This window comes from Providencia sp. (genome assembly GCF_052096715.1).
In the GTDB taxonomy this organism is placed as follows: domain Bacteria; phylum Pseudomonadota; class Gammaproteobacteria; order Enterobacterales; family Enterobacteriaceae; genus Providencia.
This window is the reverse complement of the sequence record NZ_JBQDNB010000002.1, coordinates 104738-124049: the sequence shown is the minus strand read 5'-3', so window position 1 is coordinate 124049 and position 19312 is coordinate 104738. Positions and strand designations below refer to the sequence as shown.

The following is a 19312-nucleotide window of genomic DNA, read 5'->3' as shown; positions in this document are numbered from 1 at the left end:
GTATAAAGTCTTTTTATAGACCTCGCATTAATGCTATGATTTTTCAATAATTATAAATAGTAATATCAAAATATCTCTTAAAATAATCAACAGGTAAACACATGCACGACTATGGAATTTGGACAATTATAACCCCCATTGTCACCATCCTTTTGGCAATATTAACTCGCCAAGTGATGCTTTCCTTAATGTTAGGGATCTTTGTCGGTTTTACAGTGATTAACGACCACAATATTTTGTTAGGTGTTAAAGGTACAGTAGATGGCATTATCGATACTTTTTCTTCTGCCGGTAATACCAGAACAATTGTATTTATGGTAATGATAGGAGGTTTAATGCGATTAGTGGTTGTCACTGGTGGTGTTCGCGCACTGGTTCAGTTATTAACCAATAAAACTAATCTCATCAAAAACCGTGTTACAACTCAATTGTTAGCCATTTTAATTACCTCATTAATTTTTATTGAAAGCTCAATCAACCAACTCGTTGCTGGCGCTTCAACCAAAAATTTAGCAAGACAATATGGCGTCGCCCCAGAAAAAATGTCATATATTATTCAAACTGCATGTGTTTCAGTTTGTTCCTCTGCTGTTATTAATGGTTGGGGAGCGGTGATCATGGGTTTAATAGGCGTGCAAATATCTCAAGGACTTATTACTGGCGAGCCTTTTGATATATTAATTAAATCGATTGGTTATAATTTAATGGCTTGGCTATCTTTAGCTACCATTCTTTTTTATGTGTTAACCAATATAAGTTGGGGCCCAATGAAAAAGGCCGAAGTAAAATACCAAGAGAGTTTCGTAGCGGGTAATATTACACTGTCTAACCAACACAATGCTGATGAAGACGATATTATTGAACACCCTCACGCCTACTCGGTTTTAAATTTCTTCATTCCTATTCTATCCACCGTTTTAATGGTCCCTATTGCGTTATATATTACAGGCGATGGTGATTTTACCAAAGGTAGTGGCTCAACTTCTGTTTATTGGGGAGTTATGTTTGGTACAGCTGTTTCTTTCTGCTGGTTTATTGGTCGCCGCTTATTAAATATCGATAACTTCTTCAAGGAACTATTTATTGGCTATGCCAATATGCTAAAAATTAGTTCAATCATGATCCTTGCGTTTTTGATGGGAAATGTTTCCGCTGAATTAAATACCGGCGCATACATTGCTGAAGTTACTCAAGGCGTTATGGCACCCGGTTTTTCAATTGGCTTTATTTTTATTATTAGTGCAATTATGTCACTGGCAACCGGTACATCATGGGGTACTTTTGCAATTATGATCCCAATTGGTGTTCAACTAGGCCTATCCGTCGGTATGCCAGTTGAATATATGATTGGCGCAGCTATTTCCGGCTCGATATTTGGCGATATGACCTCACCTATTTCAGCGGACGCAATTGTCGCTTCAATGGCAACAGATTGCGATCATATTGAACATATTCGAACCCAAATGCCTTATGCATTAGTCACTGCGAGTATTGTTCTCACTATTTACCTTTATTTAGGATTTACCTATTAATATCACGGAGTTTACGATGTCACTTCAACAAAAAATTTCCCAATTCAACAAAGTTGATTTACTTAATACATCAACCCCGTTGAATCGACTGAATAACTTATCTCGTCTATATGAGCGTGAAATCTATATTAAACGTGATGATATGACGCCACTAGCGATGGGCGGTAATAAACTACGTAAACTCGAATTTTTAATCGCTGATGCCTTAGCTAAAAATGCAAAGATTATTGTCACTGCGGGTGCGATTCAATCAAACCATGTCAGACAGACTGCTGCTGTTGCCGCAATGTTTGGACTTGAGTGTGTCGCATTATTAGAAAATCCAATACAAAGTGACGACGCAAATTTTCTACACAATGGTAATAAGCTTTTAACCGATTTGTTTGGTACGCGCTGCGTAATGTGTGATGAATTAACCGATCCACAAGCTCAAATGGTTGAATTAATTAAAAAACTGGATCTGCAAGAGGCTTATATTGTCCCAGTTGGTGGCTCTAATGCCTTAGGTGCTTTAGGCTATGTACAATGTGCGATTGAAATTGAACAGCAAACACCTGAACATATTGTATTTGATAAAATCATCGTGGCATCAGGCAGTGCCGGAACTCATGCAGGGCTTGCTATTGGCTTACAAGAGTTACTACCTGCTACCCAATTAATTGGTGTCACTGTTTCACGTACGCAGCAAGACCAAGCACCAAAAGTAGAAAAATTGCAGTTGGAATTAGCGCAGTTATTAGAAATTAAAAACACACCTAACATCCAGCTATGGGACAGTTTTTTTGCACCTATGTATGGAATGCCAAATAGTGCAGGTCTTGATGCGATTAAGTTACTGGCACAAAAAGAAGGTATTTTATTAGACCCTGTCTATACCGGCAAAGCGATGGCAGGACTAATAGATTACTTAGAAAATTCAACAGAAAAAACACCTGTTTTATTTATTCATACTGGTGGTGCGCAAGCATTATTTGCTTACTCAGAAATTAGCCAAACAATTTAATTACTTTATCTATCAATATCTATGGGGTGATTCTCATCCCATTTATTCTACTAAAAGTATCATCTGCAATTTGCTATTTTGTTTTTCTCTCGCACCTAGCCTAAATAGATACCCATTAAATCGACGATTTATATCAAAAATGCTCTCTCCTTCAATGAACCTAGCTTACAGCGTTAAAATTACTATAAACTACGCTCTTAAAGAAATACCATTGATAAATATGATGAAAAATACTTATACCAATATCTAACTAAAAAGGTTAACTAAAATGTCTATAACACTGAAATTAGCTACGGTGCAAGACGTCCAAATTCTTCATGAAATAGGTATAAAAAGCTATTGTCATCATTTCGGACATTTATGGAATAATAAAACAGAATTAGATGATTACCTCTTTAAAGAATATACACCAAGCAAAATAATTTCAGATATAAATCTGGCTAATACAGATTGGTTTTTAATTCAAAGCCCACTATCAATTGCAATTGGGTTAGTTAAACTCAGTTATCATCTACCAATCCCTGAATCTTCAGCAATCGGTACATTATTGAATAAAGTTTATTTTTCACCTCACTCAACAGGTCAAGGCTTTGGAAAAGCAGTATTTCAAATAATTGAACAACTTGCGATGAAACAAGGAGATCAATGGTTATGGCTTGATGTTTTAGCCGATAATCATCAAGCCATTAGATTTTATCAATCCAATGGGATGCAAAAAATCAAAGAAATCATGTTTACCAGCCAAACACAACAAACTCTTGAATATTTGATGAGTAAAAAACTCTAATTTATCAGTAATTAAAGTGAATTTTAATCCATGAAAAATACAATTTTAGTGACAGGCGCAACAGGGCAAGTTGGCCAATATTTAGTTCAAGCACTACACAATATGGGCTATCAAGATGTTATTTTAGCAGTAAGAGACCCGAACAAGTTAAGTTCAGCACCTTTTACGACCATCTTAATGGATTATGACAAACCGGAAACAATCAAAAGTGCCTTAATCGGTATTGATTCTGTGTTTATGATGACAGGCTATACTATTGATATGCTTGCTCAAAGCAAAATTTTTATTGATATCGCAAAATCATCAAATGTAAATTATATCGTGCATTTAGGTGCTTGCGGTGATGATAATGCACAAGTTGCCCATTGGGCTTGGCACCAACTGATTGAGCGTTATATTGAATGGTCTGGTATACAGTTCACTCATTTACGCCCTGAATCTTACATGCAAAATTTGCTAGGTTATCAAGGAGATGATAATTTACAAAAAGGTATTTTACGTTCCTATTTTGGTAATGCCGTGCTAAGTTGGGTTGATTGCATTGATGTCGCCGAACTTGCTGCGCATTGTCTGACCTCACCCAAGCAACATTATGGACAAATCTACCGTTTAGGTTATGAAACTAAAAATCATCATCAGATAGCCCAATTACTTACCAATGAGCTTGGTATTCCCTTTCAATATAAAGCAAAAGATCCCAATGAATTTTGGCAGCATGCATTAAATAATAATTTAGAATTAGCCTATATGAAGAGTATTTATGATCACTTTATTGCTTTCAGTACGGGTGAGTTAGATAGAACAGGCATGGTATTTGATAATTTCCAAAAAATAACAGGTAAAGCACCTACAACATTAAAAGAATTTATTTTAAAGCATCAAAATAGATTTAAGTAAATTTTGTAGCCACACCCTGTTGTGTGGCTATTTTTCCCTAATTTATTTTTAGGCCTTAATTTTTTTATTTGCGATTAAAATACCTAAAATAATCATCACACCACCAACAATAACAATCATACTTATTTTTTCATTAAGAAATAATGCACCGATAAAAACTGCAGTTAGTGGATTTAATGCAATGAATGATCCTGCACTTGCTGCTCCTAACTGGTCTACTCCCTGATAATACCAAACATACGCTATCGCTGAACCTAAAACGCCTAAATATAGAAGGCTAGATAAGTCTAAAAACGATAAACGTTCAAGGTTATTCAAAGTTAATTCCCCTGTCACACAAGAGATGATGACGAGTAATAATGTACCTAATAATATGGCATAAGTTACTGTGTGCAAAGCTCCAATCTCACGAATGACATTTTTACCAGCGACTGTGTAGATCCCCCAACTAATCACACAACCAAGAATAGCTAAATCCCCTTTGTTGGTAAAAATTCCGCCAACATCTTCAGTGTTATCGGACAACAAAATAAATGCACCAATAACACAAAAAATAATCCCAATACCTTTAATTAAAGAAATTTTCTCCCGCCATAAGATAAATGAAATCAATGCAATCATTGCTGGATTAATTGCGACTAATAAAGCAGCTCTGGAAGCGGGTATGTTTTGCAGACCATAAAAAAATAGAATTTGATAAATAAATATCCCACTTAATCCGAGTATAGAAATTTGCATAAGCTGTTTGAATGTTATTTTTTGCCAACCTATTTTAGTGAAACTTAGTAATACTATTAAAAAAACACCCGCAAATATAAAACGAATAGATGCTGACAAAATAGGCGATATTTCAGGTTGTAAAACTCTACCTGCAATAAATGTCCCTCCCCATATGATGGAAACAAAGATCATTTGAATGAAAATAACGTTTATTGAAAATCGGAAAATTATTGCTTTTACACTTATCATCTATACCTCTATAACACGCATTAAATAATATTAGACTTGCTAGATAACGGTATAGTGATAAGTTATTACTTATTCTGGTTCATAAGCAAATGAGCAAATACTCATGACATTAACTCAACTTGAAATTTTTACTACCGTAGCTGAATTTAAAAGCTTCACACTGGCTGCAATGAAATTAAATATTTCTCAATCAGCAGTATCACACGCCGTAAAATCGCTAGAAAAAGATCTTAACGTTAGCCTTTTTGTTCGTGAACAAAATCATACTACCTTATCTGAGATTGGTAATATCTTGCTCATGCGGGCGCATAATATGCTAAGCATTCAAGAATCAATGATCCAAGAAGCGCAAGCAGCTAATGGATTAAAAAAAGGCGTATTACGAATTGGTTCATTTGGTCCTGGTTCATCATCACGCATCTTGCCACCTATTCTGGCACAGTATCGCCGACAATATCCGCTGATCAATATTATCGTTGATGAAGGTGATGATGAAAGTGTGATTCACTGGCTACAAGATAAACGTATCGATATAGGTTTTGTTATATTACCGGATGAAAGATTTGATACTTTTAAAGTAAAAGAAGACCAAATGGTCGCAATACTACCATTAGGCCATCCACTTGCTGAATATGATAAGGTTTCTTTAAAACAACTATGTGAATTCCCGTTTAATTTAACACAAGCGGGATCAGGAAAAACGGTGATGGATTTATTTCATGCACAAAAACTAGTGCCAAAAATTCAGTTTAAAACGAGACAATTATTAAGCACATTCTCCTTAGTTGCTCGAGGGGAAGCGGTGTCAATTGTGGCTCAATTAGCCATTCCAGAGGGTGCTCAAGATTTAGTTATAAAGCCGCTAACACCCGCAATAAAAAGAACGATTGCTTTTGCCATCAATAATGAAAGTGAAGCATCCCCAGCTACTAAAGCATTTATCAAAATAGCCAAAGCAATGCATAGCTAAATTAATTAATTGAATTTATTAACTTATAATGAATAACATACAAAAATTGCTCTGTTGGGTAAATTTCTCGGATCAGTTTTTTTAATGTCTCAAGGGACATTGCTTCTTGTTTAGCGTGATACTCATTAATATCATCATAGGAAATTGCATCGACTGAGAGTATTTCTATATCAGTGTAATATTCTGCAGTTTCTAGCGCATAAACTTTAACAACGGTTCCGGGAACATAATGACTTTCACTTTCATCACGAATAGTGATAACTTTTTCACCCGAAACAACTAAAGGTAGTAGCCGTTCGAAAAAAGTAATAGTCTCTGGCGCTTTGTTCACTTTATTTACCTTAATATGGATATTTCTCGTTATTGTCAACAAGCTATTTTCCAGTAATTAGCAAAAAGTGCAATACAATGGTTGTATAAATGCGTTATGTTCCTCTACAGCTAGAACTCTGGATTTAATGCCTATAAAATATTCCTATTAAATTGTAAATTCAGAGCAAAAAATGAAAAATAACCAAACACTTTTTTACCAACAAGAAAAATATTTTTGGCAAGCTATTTGCCATAGTACAATTGATATCGATGAATCTACAATTACCTATTTCTCAGAATTGCCTATTCCTGCATTTAACTTTATCTATTTACACCAAAATGCATCTATTGCTAGTTTTGAATTAGCCGAAGACTTATTTAAACAACAAAACAAGCCTTATATTTTAGTTATTCAAGATAGCGAATTAGAAAAATTTAAATTCGTTGTTACGCAAAGAGAACTTATTGATGATGGTGAGTCCACAGCAATGATCCTAGACCATTCTAATCTAAGTGATCACGCAAAAGGTATCTCACTACCTAATGGTTATCATATTACAGTTTGCAATCAAGATTTAACATCTTGGGCAGAACCCTTGATTACGGCATTTCCTATTTCGCCAGAAGATGATGAAGCAGGTGATGATACGGTTATTAATGAATATATTCGTTATCATCAACGGGCATTGGATAAGAAAATCAATATGTTGCATTTTGTCTTATTCCATAATCAGCAACCCACATCTACCCTAACACTAACATTGAATAACAAGATAGCCCGTCTTGATGATATTGGAACTGATGCTCAATATCAGCGTCGCGGTTTAGCTACGCTATTAATCAAACATGCTTTACAAGTCTGCCATCAACAAGGCATTGAGCAATGTGTATTAGAAGCCTCCAGTGACGGCCTAGGTATTTATCAAAAGTTAGGGTTTAAACCTATTTTTAATTATCACAGCTTTGTTTCAGCGTAAAATAAATAAGAGAATTCGAGGAATAAATATGTATAAAGTTGCTATCGTTATTTTTGATGAATTTACAGATATAGATTATTTTTTAATGCGTGACATTTTTGGCCGCTGCCGTGAAGACTGGAATGTCCAAGTATTAGGCACAAAGCCCTTTCACACCTCAACACTCGGTCAAAAAGTAGAAACAGACGGTCATATTACACTCGCGAATGATGCTGATGTTGTTTTATTTAGTAGCGGGCAACAAGGTATTCCAGCCGTACTTGCTGATGAAAGTTTTATTAATGCATTTAAACTCGATAATACACGACAAATTCTTGGTTCTATTTGTGCTGGCTCTTTTGTGTTGCAGAAATTGGGTTTATTGAATGGAACACCAGCAACCACGCATCCTGATGCAATGAATGCCTTTATAAATATGGGGGCAGATCTCGAAGATAAACCATTAGTTGTTCGTGGAAATATTGCAACAGCGGGTGGTTGCTTATCGGCTTTATACTTAACTGGTTGGATAGCGGAAAAGTTATTTAATACAGATAAACGCCGCCAAATGCATCGCCAGCTATTACCGGCAAACCAACATGTATTATTTGAAAATATAATTCATAACGCGATTGAAGATGCAAAAATCTAATATTCATAAATAACATCAGCTGTATTGCCCCCATAAAGACAATACAGCAATGATATACTTAAATTGCTAGTGATTAATAGATTGATACCAGCTTTGAATATCCGTCACAATCATTGAAGTTTGTGATTTGCCTTTATCATCTTTAAAAAAGTGATCCAAACCTTCATAACTTTTAAATGATACCTTGGTGTTAGTGTTATTCTTCATCATTCGTTGGGCATTGTGCGCGTCTACATTTATATCTACCATTGTTTGTATGACTAAATGCGGAGTTTTTATTGATTGAATCAAGCTTTGATTATCAATCGTTAAGCTTTCATACCACCAAGTAGGCCCATGACTACTTGCAAATTGATTTTCATCTAATTGTTTGTCTTTTGCAGCTTGTGCAAATTGTTTAAATCCATCTACTGATTCAGATACATATTCAGCCGGAGTATTATTTTTAATACTATAAATGACATCATCTATAAAATATCGACCACCTAAATTTAAAGCAATGGATGCTTTTATATAATCGACTTTGGAAACTATAATATTAGTGACAACAGCTCCCTCACTACCTCCTAATAAGATGATCTGCTGATAATGATCCTTTAACTGATTTAATACAGAAATATAATTTTCTGCTCTTTCAAGTGGAGAATCATTCTTCATATATTCCACCGGACAATTAGCTTGTTCAACCTCTTCGTCATTTTGACCGATTTGATCAGTCAAACCTGTTTTTTCAACTAACAAAATGTCATTATTTGGAAAAGCAGCACCAAAATTTTTGACCATATCGGGATTATTAACCACACTTTTACAGTCAGAACCTTGAATTAAAACTAACAAATTTTTAGATTTAGCCGTTCCCTTTTGGATTAGATAATAATGAATTTCTTTACCATTATGTGGTTGAGTTTGCATTTGATAAGAATAATTTTCAGCAATACTATTAAATGGAAATAATAATAAAATAAGTGAAATCGCTTTGATTTTCATGAAGTTCCTATTCTCATGTTTGCTCTAATTATTTATCAACCATGATGTTCATAAATCGCATACTGAAATACACTAAATTAGCGTAATTTAGTGTAATAACTAATCTGAAAACAAGATTTTCACTGAATTATTATCAAATAACTGAATTATTTCTTTAGGTAACTGTTTATCCATCACGAGAATTGATAATTGGTCACAATCAGCAATAGTATACCTTGCTACACCCGGCAATTTATCAACAGTCAGTCCCATAATAACCTGGCTACTTTGTTCAATTAGCACTTTTTTAAATTCAGCTTCTTCATAATCAAATATAGAGATCCCTATTTGAGGGTCAAGTGCACATCCGCCAAGAAAACATTGATCAAAATGGATTTGGCTAATCTGCCTAACTGCTGAGCTATCTACACTCGCACCTATTTGAGTATTTAATTTTCCGCCTATTAAAATAACTTCACTTATTGATTTTTTCATTAACTCAATGGCAATAGTCGGCGAATTAGTAATGACCGTCACCGCTAAATTATCAGGTATACAACGTGCGATTTCTAAATTAGTTGAACCTGCATCGATAAATATACAACCTGCACCTTTGATCAGACTGGCGCATTTTTGCGCGATCTTAGCTTTCTCTGCTTGATTCTGTTCGATTCTCTGCTCGAATGAGCCAGCACCGACTAAGACACTCACCGCACCACCATGCACGCGTCGGCATACACCTTCTTGTGCTAATTCATTTAAATCTCGACGAATTGTATGCTCTGATACGCTCATCTCTCGCGCTAGTACGGTACATATTACTCGACCATTTTCATTAAGTAGCTGGCGAATTTTATTTTGTCTTTGATCTGGAAAAGCGGCATAATCGAGCATATAGTGTTCCTGTTAATGATTTAAACTATCATAATCGAGCAATAACGGATGTCAAACTTTATGATTACTAAAATGACTGAGGATAAAAAATGACTAACAACCTACTTCCTGATAGCTTTTTTTTACATGAGCTCGCGAACATTGCAGGTAAAGCTTCATTAGAGCATTACCGAACAAATGAGCTGACAGTTTTACAGAATAAACCAAAAGCAGATTATCGATTTGATCCGGTTACTCAAGCCGATAAACTCGCCGAAAAACTGATGCGTGAATATATTACAGCGGCTTACCCTGATCACGCTATCATAGGTGAAGAGTACGGTATTAGTGGAAGTGGATCTATTCAATGGGTGCTCGACCCGATTGATGGGACACGCCCTTTTCTATGTGGCCTACCTTTATGGGCTAATTTAATTGGAGTAACACATCACGGAAAAGCAGTAATGGGAATGATGAGCCAACCCTATATTGGTGAACGTTTTTGGGCCGATGCTAGCGGCAGCTGGACGAGTAGCGCACATGGGCACTTTCGTTTAGAAACGCGTAAAAATATCGCACTTAATCAAGCTATTTTGCACACTAATTCACCAGAACCCATTGCAACACATCCAGACATTCATTTTGGTTCTTTAACGGAACAAGTTTTAATGACACGTTATGGTGGGGAATGCTACGCAATGGCAATGTTAGCAGCAGGCAGAATTGATGCTTGTTTTGAATACGCACTAGAACCTTATGACATTGTGCCATTAATCCCTATTATTGAACAAGCTGGTGGCGTAGTCACAACTCTCGATGGTGGTAGAGCTGAAGCCGGTGGTGCAGTCCTAGCGACAGGCTGCCCAATATTACATGAACAAATTCTGACTATCCTCAACCAAGGCTAGTTTCTTTTAATTCATTGAAAATATAAAATATGCAATCAACTCAACAACTAGACAATAACATTATCTCAGCACCTGCTAAAAAAGAGCAGATTTCGACACGTATTATTTTTTTCATTGCAGGTTTCGCGACTGCCGCATGGGCAGCACTAGTTCCCTATGTTAAATCAAATACAGGGGCAAATGATGCGACTCTAGGCATGCTATTACTGTGCTTTGGTGGCGGTGCACTAATTGCTATGCCAGTCACCGGCGCACTAGCAGCAAAATTTGGTTGTCGCAAATTAATGGCTGTTTCTACCATTGCCTTTAGTCTTTTATTACCCATGTTACCGTCATTGTCACAGATCAGCTTTTTAGTTGTTGGGTTATTTTTATTTGGTGTTTTTATTGGTTTAACAGACTGTGCCATGAATATACAAGCCGTTATTGTCGAAAAATCCTCAGATAAACCAATTATGTCAGGTTTCCATGGATTTTACAGTATCGGTGGAATTGCGGGTGCCGGTTCAATGAGTGCTATTTTGCTCCTCGGCGTTCCTACCGTCTTTGCCGCCATGATCATTTCTGCTATTGGATTAGTGTTATTGGCAATCAGTTATAATGGTTTTCTAAACTATGCTAATGTCTCATCAGGCCCATTAATTGCGGTACCTAAAGGAATTGTACTCGTTATTGGTATTGTTTGTTTTGCCGTATTTCTTTCAGAAGGTGCCGTATTAGATTGGGGCGCTGTATTTTTAATTGAACACCATGGTTTAAACGAAACATTAGGTGCGCTAGGATTTGCGGCATTCGCCACAACAATGACTATAGGTCGACTAACTGGTGACCGAATTGTGATGCGAGTCGGTTCTGCTCGCGTAGTATTCTTCGGGGCCTTATTCGCATGTTTTGGTTTTATTATTGCGGTTATGTCGCCTTACCTACCTTTGGCGATTGCAGGATTTGCCTTAGTTGGGGCCGGTTGCTCTAATATTGTACCGGTGATGTTTTCAGCGATAGGAAAACAAAACACAATGCCTGAAGCCCTTGCTGTTCCAGCAGTTTCAACACTAGGTTATTTAGGGATTTTAGCGGGTCCCGCAGCTATTGGTTTTGTGGCGTTTCAATTTTCTCTCGCCACTGCATTGCTCATCATTTCAGTTCTATTAGTTATGATTGCTTTTGTGACTCGATTTATTCGAGTATAAATTTGATAGTTAATTCAGGTTATCTCTTATTTTCGGTAACCTGAATCAACTGATAATTAATCAAATTCAACTGTACCACTGATACAATTGACAACGTCACCGCCCACCCATATCCCATGTTCGTCCGATGAGACATAAACTAACCCATTGCGTGAAACACATTGGCCTTGCCCTGCTACATAGTGTTTCGGTAGTTTTCCTTGAGGTATTAACCATTGAGCAAATACCGCATTCAAGCTTCCAGTAACCGGATCTTCCTCTGCAATTGAACAGCAAAAAGCACGAACCTCAAGTTGTTTATCATCGCCTTCTGGATAAATTGCACATAAACCGATGTCATAACCCTTCAGTTGTGCATAATCTGGTTTGACACTAAGTAATGTAGCCACAGATTTAAGCTGTATACCTAACCAACCCGGGCCGTTATCTAACCATTGGCAAGCTTCGACATCATTATCGGTAAGTCCAAGCGCATTGAATATTTTAATTCGTTCATTTTCCTCTAGTTCACCAGTACGGATCATTGGCGGAGCCATAAAAGCTAAACGACCATTTATTTGCTTAATATTAATTAAGCCAGCTTCACATTGTTGAGTGATAGTTGATTTATTCTGCTGCCCATAGATTTGCTGCCATACAAAGCAACTGCCCAACGTTGGATGACCTGCAAAAGGTAATTCACCCTCGGCAGTGAAAATTTTCACGAAATAATCAGCATCGGGATGTTTTGGCTGCAATAGAAAAACGGTTTCACTTAAATTGGTCCATTTTGCAAACTGTTCCATTTGATGATGAGTTAGACTATCTGCACCGACAATAACGGCTAATGGATTACCATCCAACTTTTTATCTGAAAAAACGGTGACTTGTTCAAATAGAAATTTCATTTTTACCTTATTTAACTTATGGTTGCAATTTACGCCTAAATAATAATACCAGCCTGGTTAATGCTTTGTTGATATAATAACAGACTGATTATTCATATAATTAATAAAAAAATGCGCAGGTTGAATGACCAAACGCTTTGCTCATTAATTTGGCCCTTAATATTCAGGTAACACATGATTTCAAAACAAAATAACAGCATAATTATTATTGGTGCAGGGATTGTAGGAACCACGCTCGCTTGGTATTTATCCCATCACTATAAAGGTAAAATTACGCTGATAGACAAACAGCAAGCGGCTGAAGGTGTAACACAGCACTCTTTTGCATGGTTAAATGTCTCCTATGGCCGCCCTGACGGTTACAGTAAATTACGTCAGCAAGCCTTAACAGAATGGCGAAACCTTGACAGTCTTACCCAGGGTAAACTTAATATTAATTGGTCTGGCGCCATAAGTTGGCACGAAACAGATGCGGCGACCCATGAGTTCATTCATAGCCACCAGAAAACAGGGTTTAATATTAAAGCGCTAACTAAAAGTGAATTACAGTTAATAGAACCTCAGTTACTGTTTTTGCCTGAAGTTGCCGCATTTTCAGCAGATGAAGGTTTTGTTGACCCTGTACACGCTACCCAGACGCTGCTAACTGAAGCAATTGCACGAGGTGTAAATTACCTACCAGAACATGAAGTTCTAGCTCTTGAACACCATAATCATAAAATACATGGAGCGATAACAAACAAAGGTACGTTCAGCGCCGATCAAATTATTATCACCGCTGGTGTTGGCGCAATTGAATTAGCTCAGTCATTACTAGTTTCACTTCCAATAACTGCGTCACCATCAATCATTGTCCATTATAATAATCCAACTGAACAATCTTTTATTAATCACATTATTTCAACACCAGAAATGGAGTTACGCCCTGTATCATCAAGTAAAATTCTGTGCGCTGAAGATTTTATTAGTGACCGCCTTGAAGACAGTGAAGTTGTTATCGCACAAAATGCCTTAACAACAATAAAGAAATCCTTTATAGGTACGGATGCCCTTAATCTTGAAAAAGCTTACATAGGAATGCGACCTATGCCAAAAGATGAGATGCCAATTGTCGGAAATGTTGATGATTTCGAGGGTTTATATATTATCAGTATGCATGCGGCCATAACTTTAGCCCCTTTGATATGTAAATTAGCGAAAGAAGAGATCATAGATGGGATTAAACAAGCTGCATTAAGCCCATATCGATTAACACGTTTTGCTTCAGGTAACTGAGAATGAATATTCCGCTTTACTATTTAAGACACTACCAATCTATTGAAAAAACATTTTGGAGCTCCATTTGTGAGCACAGCATTCAGATTGAACAGCATACTATTTGTTATCTGACACCGTTAAACTCCCCAGCGTTTAACTTTATTTATTTGCAGCCAGATTCGACTATTCATACCTTTATGCAAGCGCATAACCTATTTGTTGCACAAAAGAAAAACCATACTTTGGTTATTCCTGAAGAAATGTTGCCACAAGTTATTACTGAAGCCGAAGCGTTAAACTATGAACGTGACAGCGTCACAACAGCAATGGCATTATCTTTAGATAAACAACGTGAAGTAGCCTTGCCTGCTAATCAGGTCGATATCGTCGTTGCCAATCACGATCTTTCTTTATGGGCTAAACCTCTTGTTTCTGCATTTTATTTATCCGAAGAACATGATCAAGTTATTAATGAGTATGTGCGTTATCACGAAGATGCATTACAGCAAGGCGCATCACAATTCCATTTAGTGCTGCTTGTAGATGGAGAACCTGCCACCTCGATGACAGTGACGATTGAAGGACCACTCGCGCGGTTTGATGATATTGGAACAGAGCCTAGATATCAGGGCAAAGGTTATGCGTCTCAACTTATTGACTATGCATTAGCATTTTGCCGCCAACAAGGTGTTGAACACTGCTTCCTTGATGCATCCGAAGCTGGGTTTGATTTGTATAAGAAATTTGGTTTTGAACCCCTCTTCCGCTATATCAATTACGTCTGGTGTAAATAGTCATTTAAACTAATCTGATTTATATGACATCTCCTTGTTGGAACCATGAGTTATTCATTGGTTCCAACATCAGCTCTCATTTATATATTTTTTAATCTAATGAAAATTAACGTTACTGGCACTAGTGGTAGTGGAAAAAGTACATTCAGCAAAGAACTCAGCGCACTTTTAGATGTGCCTTATATTGAGCTGGATTTACTCTTTTGGAAAAAAAATTGGCAAATATCATCTGATGAAGAACTTAATCAGAAGTTATCTAACGCCTTAAGTCATGCAGTTAATGGCTGGGTGCTAGATGGTAACTATAGCAGAACTCAGCCAATTAAATGGCAACATGTAGATATTGTCATTTTTCTTGATTACTCTTTTATACGAACATTTTATCAGTCTGTTAAAAGAACAGTTTCACGGATTTTGAGTCAAAGAGAACTTTGGCCAAATACGAATAACAAAGATACATGGAAAAAAGCTTTTTTTAGCCGTGATTCAATTATCTTTTGGATGTTAAAAACATATAGAAAGAATAGAAAACAGTACATTTATAATAGTACTAATAAACAATATAAACATATTCAATTTGTTCGTCTAACATCAAAGAAAGAAGCCCAATTATTTCTACAGCTTATGCAACAGCACCTTAACCATTCATGATTGTTAATTGCAAAAAATGACGCTTGCCGTTATAAATATTTATTAGCAAATCATCCTAATAGTGATGTTGTACTAATTAAAAATGGCACCCACGGCTTACTCAATGCATCTTGGTTTAATTATCAATTAGTGGAACAATGGCCTTGGTGGAAACAAACTTATTTTCTTTATTTAGGCCGTGATGCTTATACATCAAATTCCTTAGCCTTTATTATTGATTGGATAAAACACCGACAAGTTACCGTTCCAGATCATTGGCAACCACAATGTTCATAGAAATAAATTAGAAAATTGAAATTATTGCCGACTTATTTTAATAAAAGTCGGCAATATAATAAAAACTATTGAGGGTCGCAGACGGTTTTTAATGATGCAGTTTGCTGATAACTTTCAATACCCAACTCAATTAAGCGACTAATAAGCTGTTGGTATGTCATACCGCCTTGCTGCCAGAGTTTAGGATACATGCTGATATTCGTAAATCCTGGCAGTGTATTAATTTCATTGATAATAACATCATTATCTTCAGTCAAAAATACATCTACGCGAGACATTCCACGACAATTAAGCGCACGATAAGCCGCTAAAGCAATTGCTCTAATATTCTCACTGACAACATCATCTAGCTGAGCCGGCGCAACAACAGAGGCACCATTCTCATCAATATATTTAGTATGGTAGGCATAAAAACTATCATGCAGAACAATTTCACCACATGGGCTGGCCAATGGTTCATCATTTCCTAACACTGCACACTCAATTTCGCGCCCTTTTACTGCACTTTCAATCAGGACTTTAATATCGAATAAGAAAGCAAAATCAAGTGCTTCGTAAAACTCTTTTTCAGTATTTATCTTACTAATACCCACTGAAGAGCCTTGATTTGCAGGCTTGATAAATAAAGGCAAACCAAGCTTAGATACCGTTGTTTCATAGCTAATGGCTTCTCTTTCATTTTTCGCTATGGTAATAAATGGTGCTATTTTTAGCCCCGCATCTCTTAATAATCGTTTTGTGACATCTTTATCCATACAAGCCGATGAGCCTAATACGCCGGGGCCAACAAAAGGTAAGTTAGCCATACGTAAAAGCCCTTGCAACGAGCCATCTTCACCTAAGTTACCGTGAACAATAGGAAAAATAACATCGATTTGCGGTAACGGTTTAGCATCTTCTAGCGAAATAAACTGATCGCAGGTTTTACCAGGAACAATAGCAACACTGCGTTTAGGCGTGTTTAAAGCGATACGGGACGGGTCATTACCATGCAATAAAAAATCTGTTTCATTGTATTCATGCCATTGACCTTCTTTATTAATACCAAGAAGGCATACATCAAATTTATTGCGGTCGAGACCATTAATAATATTTTTGGCTGATTGCAGAGAAACTTCGTGCTCTGTCGACTTACCACCAAAAATCACACCAACCCGTAACTTGCTCATTATTAACTCCAACGTAAAGACACCAAATCGTAATAGAGAAATAATAACACGCTCGGAAATGGTTATGTCATAAATTCTTTGTTTTACAGGGAGATTAGCTGAATATATAACCAAATAATTATTTTTTTTGATACTTATCATTCATAGTAATAAACAAACTTTCATTAATACGTTCGGTTAACCATTTCATGAAAATCTCGATAGCACTATCAGGTGGGGGCGCTTTTTGCGCTAATAAATAATAAGCGGAACCTTCTTCAATAAATCCTACTGGCGCAATTAATTGCTTTGATGCAATTTCATCCACAACCATTAAGAACGACGCTAATGTAACACCTTGCCCAGCAAGTGCAGCTTGGATACAAAGATAGAAATGCTCATAAGCGATTTTTTTATTTTGACTAAAATCGATCCCTGTCAGTTGTTGCCAAGTTTGCCATGCATTAGGTCTAGATGTCGTACTTAGCAACGTCATATCATCTGAACAATTGCTATTTTTATAATCAGGTCGTTGGATTAATCCCATTCGTTCAGTACAAACTTTAACGGCATAAATATCGTCATGCCATTTAAAATCATTACGCCTTAACGCTAGGTCAACACCTATTTTGGTAAAATCAATAGCGCCACCAGCAGCAATAAGATGCACAGTAATATGTGGATATTGTTGATAAAAATCGGTCAACCGTGGAATAAGCCATTTCATTGCAATTGTCGGCTCACAAGACAAACTAACAACATTCGATTCGATTTTCTCATTGAGCAAGTTAACGGTTGCACTCAACTGCTCAAACATACTCGAGGTAGTTTGAAACAACAGTTTCCCTTCTGATGTCAGAAATACAGCTCTATTTCGTCGCTCAAATAACGCAAATCCTAAGTGCTCTTCTAATAGCCTAATTTGCCGACTAATAGCGCTATGCGTGACGTGCAGCTCTTGCGCTGCTTTTACAAAGCTACCACAGCGCGCAGCAACATCAAAAAAATGTAGTGAAGCTAGAGGAGGTAATTTCATCATTTATCGGTAACAAAAACTTACAGGTTTGTGTCAGAATAAATCGTTTTTCAAATAACTTCAATCCATTGATAATAAAAACAATAAATAATTCGATATGATTCATTTAACTAAACAATTAGGTCAGTTTTCATCATCTTTAGGAACGTAATATGAATGAAATAATTGCAGTAGCCACTATCACTATTTTAGCCGTGATAAGCCCTGGGCCTGATTTCGCTATGGTGACACGAAACAGTTACAGCTATGGAACAAAAATAGGTTTAATTTGTGCATTAGGTATTGCCATTGGCGTTCAAGTTCATGTGTTGTATACTATTTTTGGTGTTACGCTCATCATTATGAATTCACCTATGCTATTTTTTGGCATTAAATTATTAGGTGTCGCATATCTGATTTATATTGGTTTTAAATCATTTACCAACAAATCCAAAATCAGTGCTACTAATGAAACCGTATCCTCACTCTCAGTATTCGCTGCCTTTAAAAATGGCTTCCTCACGAATGCATTGAACCCGAAAACAATGTTTTTTGTTGTTTCTGTTTATACTCAAGTGATTCAATCCGGAAATTCATTACTCTTAAATTTCAGTTATGGCTTATTTATCTCTTTTGTTCATTGGGTTTGGTTTAGTCTTATCGCAATATTTTTCGCGGCACCACTTATTAGAGTGAAAATATTAAAATATCAATTTATTGTAGATAAAATAATTGGCTTATTATTGATATTACTAGGTATTTCGCTCCTCTTTTTTAATATTCAATAGCCTGTTTTATCACTTTTGATAATACTCATTCACCATATTCGCTAACTCAATAACATCATCAGGAATGTTTAAGTTAGCGAGTTCATGAAATGGTACCCAATGAAATTCATCAGCAGGCTTTTCATCATAAGAGTTCAATTCACATAAATACACCATATCAATATGCCAATGGTCGCCCTTTTTTTTATCCGCAATAAATTCTTTTAAAATAGCCAGCGGCATTGGTAACGATTGTGTATGAGATGAATTACTCACTTGATGCTTAAAAGGATGCCCACAATTAATCACACGACACATAAGACCGGTTTCTTCCAAAACCTCACGAACTACCGTTTCCTGAGGTTCCTCATTGGGATCAATATGCCCCCCTGGTGGTAACCAGAAACCTAATTTACGGTGTTCATGTAACAAAAAATCACCATTAGTATTACGGATCATTGCTGTTGCAGTGAAATGCTTAACCTCTTTATTCATCGGTTTG

At 36.4% G+C, this 19312-nt stretch carries 22 protein-coding genes; 14 read left to right on the top strand and 8 right to left on the bottom strand.

What is annotated here, in order from left to right:
- Positions 1-101 precede the first annotated feature (101 nt).
- From ACTH6U_RS02380 to ACTH6U_RS02365, 4 genes are all read left to right on the top strand, one after another.
- Entirely contained in the window at positions 102-1532 is a 1431-nt protein-coding gene (locus ACTH6U_RS02380; RefSeq protein ID WP_441831501.1) for a Na+/H+ antiporter NhaC family protein, read from the top strand.
- 16 nt (positions 1533-1548) lie between these two features.
- Positions 1549-2535, top strand: a complete 987-nt coding sequence (locus ACTH6U_RS02375) for a D-cysteine desulfhydrase (RefSeq protein ID WP_294103741.1) — start codon at positions 1549-1551, stop codon at positions 2533-2535.
- Positions 2536-2803: 268 nt separating this feature from the next.
- A complete protein-coding gene (locus ACTH6U_RS02370) occupies positions 2804-3322 on the top strand; it encodes a GNAT family N-acetyltransferase (RefSeq protein ID WP_294103739.1) in 519 nt (172 codons plus the stop codon).
- Positions 3323-3352: 30 nt separating this feature from the next.
- Positions 3353-4219: an NmrA family NAD(P)-binding protein gene (locus ACTH6U_RS02365; RefSeq protein WP_294103737.1), complete on the top strand. Its 867-nt coding sequence runs from the start codon at positions 3353-3355 to the stop codon at positions 4217-4219.
- 48 nt (positions 4220-4267) lie between these two features.
- On the opposite strand, the gene ACTH6U_RS02360 is transcribed toward ACTH6U_RS02365, so the two are convergent.
- Positions 4268-5188 carry a DMT family transporter gene (locus tag ACTH6U_RS02360; protein WP_294103735.1) on the bottom strand — a complete coding sequence of 307 codons (921 nt, stop codon included), beginning with the start codon at positions 5186-5188 and terminating at the stop codon, positions 4268-4270.
- Between the two features lie 103 nt (positions 5189-5291).
- Between ACTH6U_RS02360 and ACTH6U_RS02355 the strand changes: the two genes are divergently transcribed.
- Complete coding sequence (locus tag ACTH6U_RS02355; protein ID WP_441831500.1) at positions 5292-6158, top strand: LysR family transcriptional regulator; 867 nt, start codon at positions 5292-5294, stop codon at positions 6156-6158.
- Between the two features lies 1 nt (position 6159).
- On the opposite strand, the gene yqfB is transcribed toward ACTH6U_RS02355, so the two are convergent.
- Complete coding sequence (yqfB, locus tag ACTH6U_RS02350) at positions 6160-6489, bottom strand: N(4)-acetylcytidine aminohydrolase (RefSeq protein WP_441831499.1); 330 nt, start codon at positions 6487-6489, stop codon at positions 6160-6162.
- Between the two features lie 172 nt (positions 6490-6661).
- Between yqfB and ACTH6U_RS02345 the strand changes: the two genes are divergently transcribed.
- Positions 6662-7447, top strand: coding sequence for a GNAT family N-acetyltransferase (locus ACTH6U_RS02345; protein ID WP_441831498.1), 786 nt, complete (start codon positions 6662-6664; stop codon positions 7445-7447).
- Between the two features lie 28 nt (positions 7448-7475).
- Positions 7476-8078: a DJ-1/PfpI family protein gene (locus ACTH6U_RS02340; RefSeq protein ID WP_441831497.1), complete on the top strand. Its 603-nt coding sequence runs from the start codon at positions 7476-7478 to the stop codon at positions 8076-8078.
- A gap of 66 nt (positions 8079-8144) precedes the next feature.
- Here ACTH6U_RS02340 and ACTH6U_RS02335 read toward each other — a convergent pair whose 3' ends face one another.
- The gene (locus ACTH6U_RS02335) at positions 8145-9065 is read right to left on the bottom strand and encodes an alpha/beta hydrolase (RefSeq protein ID WP_441831496.1); all 921 of its coding nucleotides are present in this window, start codon (positions 9063-9065) and stop codon (positions 8145-8147) included.
- Between the two features lie 99 nt (positions 9066-9164).
- Entirely contained in the window at positions 9165-9938 is a 774-nt protein-coding gene (locus ACTH6U_RS02330) for a DeoR/GlpR family DNA-binding transcription regulator (protein WP_441831495.1), read from the bottom strand.
- An 89-nt stretch (positions 9939-10027) separates the two neighbouring features.
- Here ACTH6U_RS02330 and ACTH6U_RS02325 point away from each other — a divergent pair, with 89 nt between their 5' ends.
- Both ACTH6U_RS02325 and ACTH6U_RS02320 read left to right on the top strand, forming a co-directional pair.
- The gene (locus ACTH6U_RS02325) at positions 10028-10825 is read left to right on the top strand and encodes an inositol monophosphatase family protein (protein WP_441831494.1); all 798 of its coding nucleotides are present in this window, start codon (positions 10028-10030) and stop codon (positions 10823-10825) included.
- Positions 10826-10854: 29 nt separating this feature from the next.
- Positions 10855-12015, top strand: coding sequence for an MFS transporter (locus ACTH6U_RS02320; RefSeq protein WP_294103716.1), 1161 nt, complete (start codon positions 10855-10857; stop codon positions 12013-12015).
- 56 nt (positions 12016-12071) lie between these two features.
- Here ACTH6U_RS02320 and ACTH6U_RS02315 read toward each other — a convergent pair whose 3' ends face one another.
- Positions 12072-12902 carry a PhzF family phenazine biosynthesis protein gene (locus ACTH6U_RS02315; protein ID WP_441831493.1) on the bottom strand — a complete coding sequence of 277 codons (831 nt, stop codon included), beginning with the start codon at positions 12900-12902 and terminating at the stop codon, positions 12072-12074.
- 174 nt (positions 12903-13076) lie between these two features.
- Here ACTH6U_RS02315 and ACTH6U_RS02310 point away from each other — a divergent pair, with 174 nt between their 5' ends.
- The 4 genes from ACTH6U_RS02310 to ACTH6U_RS02295 are packed head-to-tail and all read left to right on the top strand — an operon-like array spanning position 13077 to position 15880.
- Entirely contained in the window at positions 13077-14177 is a 1101-nt protein-coding gene (locus ACTH6U_RS02310) for an NAD(P)/FAD-dependent oxidoreductase (RefSeq protein ID WP_441831492.1), read from the top strand.
- A 2-nt stretch (positions 14178-14179) separates the two neighbouring features.
- Positions 14180-14953, top strand: coding sequence for a GNAT family N-acetyltransferase (locus ACTH6U_RS02305; protein WP_441831491.1), 774 nt, complete (start codon positions 14180-14182; stop codon positions 14951-14953).
- Between the two features lie 45 nt (positions 14954-14998).
- The gene (locus ACTH6U_RS02300; protein ID WP_441831490.1) at positions 14999-15604 is read left to right on the top strand and encodes an AAA family ATPase; all 606 of its coding nucleotides are present in this window, start codon (positions 14999-15001) and stop codon (positions 15602-15604) included.
- A complete protein-coding gene (locus ACTH6U_RS02295; protein WP_441831489.1) occupies positions 15605-15880 on the top strand; it encodes a hypothetical protein in 276 nt (91 codons plus the stop codon). It abuts the gene before it with no gap.
- A gap of 65 nt (positions 15881-15945) precedes the next feature.
- Here ACTH6U_RS02295 and ddlA read toward each other — a convergent pair whose 3' ends face one another.
- Together ddlA and ACTH6U_RS02285 are read right to left on the bottom strand one after the other, a co-directional pair.
- Positions 15946-17049 carry a D-alanine--D-alanine ligase gene (ddlA, locus tag ACTH6U_RS02290; RefSeq protein WP_294103710.1) on the bottom strand — a complete coding sequence of 368 codons (1104 nt, stop codon included), beginning with the start codon at positions 17047-17049 and terminating at the stop codon, positions 15946-15948.
- A gap of 118 nt (positions 17050-17167) precedes the next feature.
- The gene (locus tag ACTH6U_RS02285) at positions 17168-18064 is read right to left on the bottom strand and encodes a LysR substrate-binding domain-containing protein (protein ID WP_441831570.1); all 897 of its coding nucleotides are present in this window, start codon (positions 18062-18064) and stop codon (positions 17168-17170) included.
- A 152-nt stretch (positions 18065-18216) separates the two neighbouring features.
- Between ACTH6U_RS02285 and ACTH6U_RS02280 the strand changes: the two genes are divergently transcribed.
- Positions 18217-18831 (top strand): LysE family translocator, encoded by a 615-nt coding sequence (locus ACTH6U_RS02280; RefSeq protein WP_434718935.1) that lies wholly within the window; start codon positions 18217-18219, stop codon positions 18829-18831.
- A 9-nt stretch (positions 18832-18840) separates the two neighbouring features.
- On the opposite strand, the gene ACTH6U_RS02275 is transcribed toward ACTH6U_RS02280, so the two are convergent.
- The gene (locus ACTH6U_RS02275) at positions 18841-19305 is read right to left on the bottom strand and encodes an NUDIX hydrolase (RefSeq protein WP_336429104.1); all 465 of its coding nucleotides are present in this window, start codon (positions 19303-19305) and stop codon (positions 18841-18843) included.
- Positions 19306-19312: the final 7 nt, after the last annotated feature.

Excerpts from the sequence above, each read along its gene's own strand:
- ACTH6U_RS02370 (WP_294103739.1), top strand. The coding sequence starts at position 2,804 with ATGTCTATAACACTGAAATTAGCTACGGTGCAAGACGTCCAAATTCTT.
- ACTH6U_RS02305 (WP_441831491.1), top strand. The coding sequence starts at position 14,180 with ATGAATATTCCGCTTTACTATTTAAGACACTACCAATCTATTGAAAAA.
- ACTH6U_RS02310 (WP_441831492.1), top strand. The coding sequence starts at position 13,077 with ATGATTTCAAAACAAAATAACAGCATAATTATTATTGGTGCAGGGATT.
- ACTH6U_RS02345 (WP_441831498.1), top strand. The coding sequence starts at position 6,662 with ATGAAAAATAACCAAACACTTTTTTACCAACAAGAAAAATATTTTTGG.
- ACTH6U_RS02320 (WP_294103716.1), top strand. The coding sequence starts at position 10,855 with ATGCAATCAACTCAACAACTAGACAATAACATTATCTCAGCACCTGCT.
- ACTH6U_RS02300 (WP_441831490.1), top strand. The coding sequence starts at position 14,999 with ATGAGTTATTCATTGGTTCCAACATCAGCTCTCATTTATATATTTTTT.
- ACTH6U_RS02360 (WP_294103735.1), bottom strand. The coding sequence starts at position 5,188 with ATGATAAGTGTAAAAGCAATAATTTTCCGATTTTCAATAAACGTTATT.
- ACTH6U_RS02375 (WP_294103741.1), top strand. The coding sequence starts at position 1,549 with ATGTCACTTCAACAAAAAATTTCCCAATTCAACAAAGTTGATTTACTT.
- ACTH6U_RS02340 (WP_441831497.1), top strand. The coding sequence starts at position 7,476 with ATGTATAAAGTTGCTATCGTTATTTTTGATGAATTTACAGATATAGAT.
- ACTH6U_RS02330 (WP_441831495.1), bottom strand. The coding sequence starts at position 9,938 with ATGCTCGATTATGCCGCTTTTCCAGATCAAAGACAAAATAAAATTCGC.
- ACTH6U_RS02335 (WP_441831496.1), bottom strand. The coding sequence starts at position 9,065 with ATGAAAATCAAAGCGATTTCACTTATTTTATTATTATTTCCATTTAAT.
- ACTH6U_RS02325 (WP_441831494.1), top strand. The coding sequence starts at position 10,028 with ATGACTAACAACCTACTTCCTGATAGCTTTTTTTTACATGAGCTCGCG.
- ACTH6U_RS02365 (WP_294103737.1), top strand. The coding sequence starts at position 3,353 with ATGAAAAATACAATTTTAGTGACAGGCGCAACAGGGCAAGTTGGCCAA.
- ACTH6U_RS02285 (WP_441831570.1), bottom strand. The coding sequence starts at position 18,064 with ATGAAATTACCTCCTCTAGCTTCACTACATTTTTTTGATGTTGCTGCG.
- ddlA (WP_294103710.1), bottom strand. The coding sequence starts at position 17,049 with ATGAGCAAGTTACGGGTTGGTGTGATTTTTGGTGGTAAGTCGACAGAG.
- ACTH6U_RS02315 (WP_441831493.1), bottom strand. The coding sequence starts at position 12,902 with ATGAAATTTCTATTTGAACAAGTCACCGTTTTTTCAGATAAAAAGTTG.
- ACTH6U_RS02275 (WP_336429104.1), bottom strand. The coding sequence starts at position 19,305 with ATGAATAAAGAGGTTAAGCATTTCACTGCAACAGCAATGATCCGTAAT.
- ACTH6U_RS02380 (WP_441831501.1), top strand. The coding sequence starts at position 102 with ATGCACGACTATGGAATTTGGACAATTATAACCCCCATTGTCACCATC.
- ACTH6U_RS02355 (WP_441831500.1), top strand. The coding sequence starts at position 5,292 with ATGACATTAACTCAACTTGAAATTTTTACTACCGTAGCTGAATTTAAA.
- ACTH6U_RS02280 (WP_434718935.1), top strand. The coding sequence starts at position 18,217 with ATGAATGAAATAATTGCAGTAGCCACTATCACTATTTTAGCCGTGATA.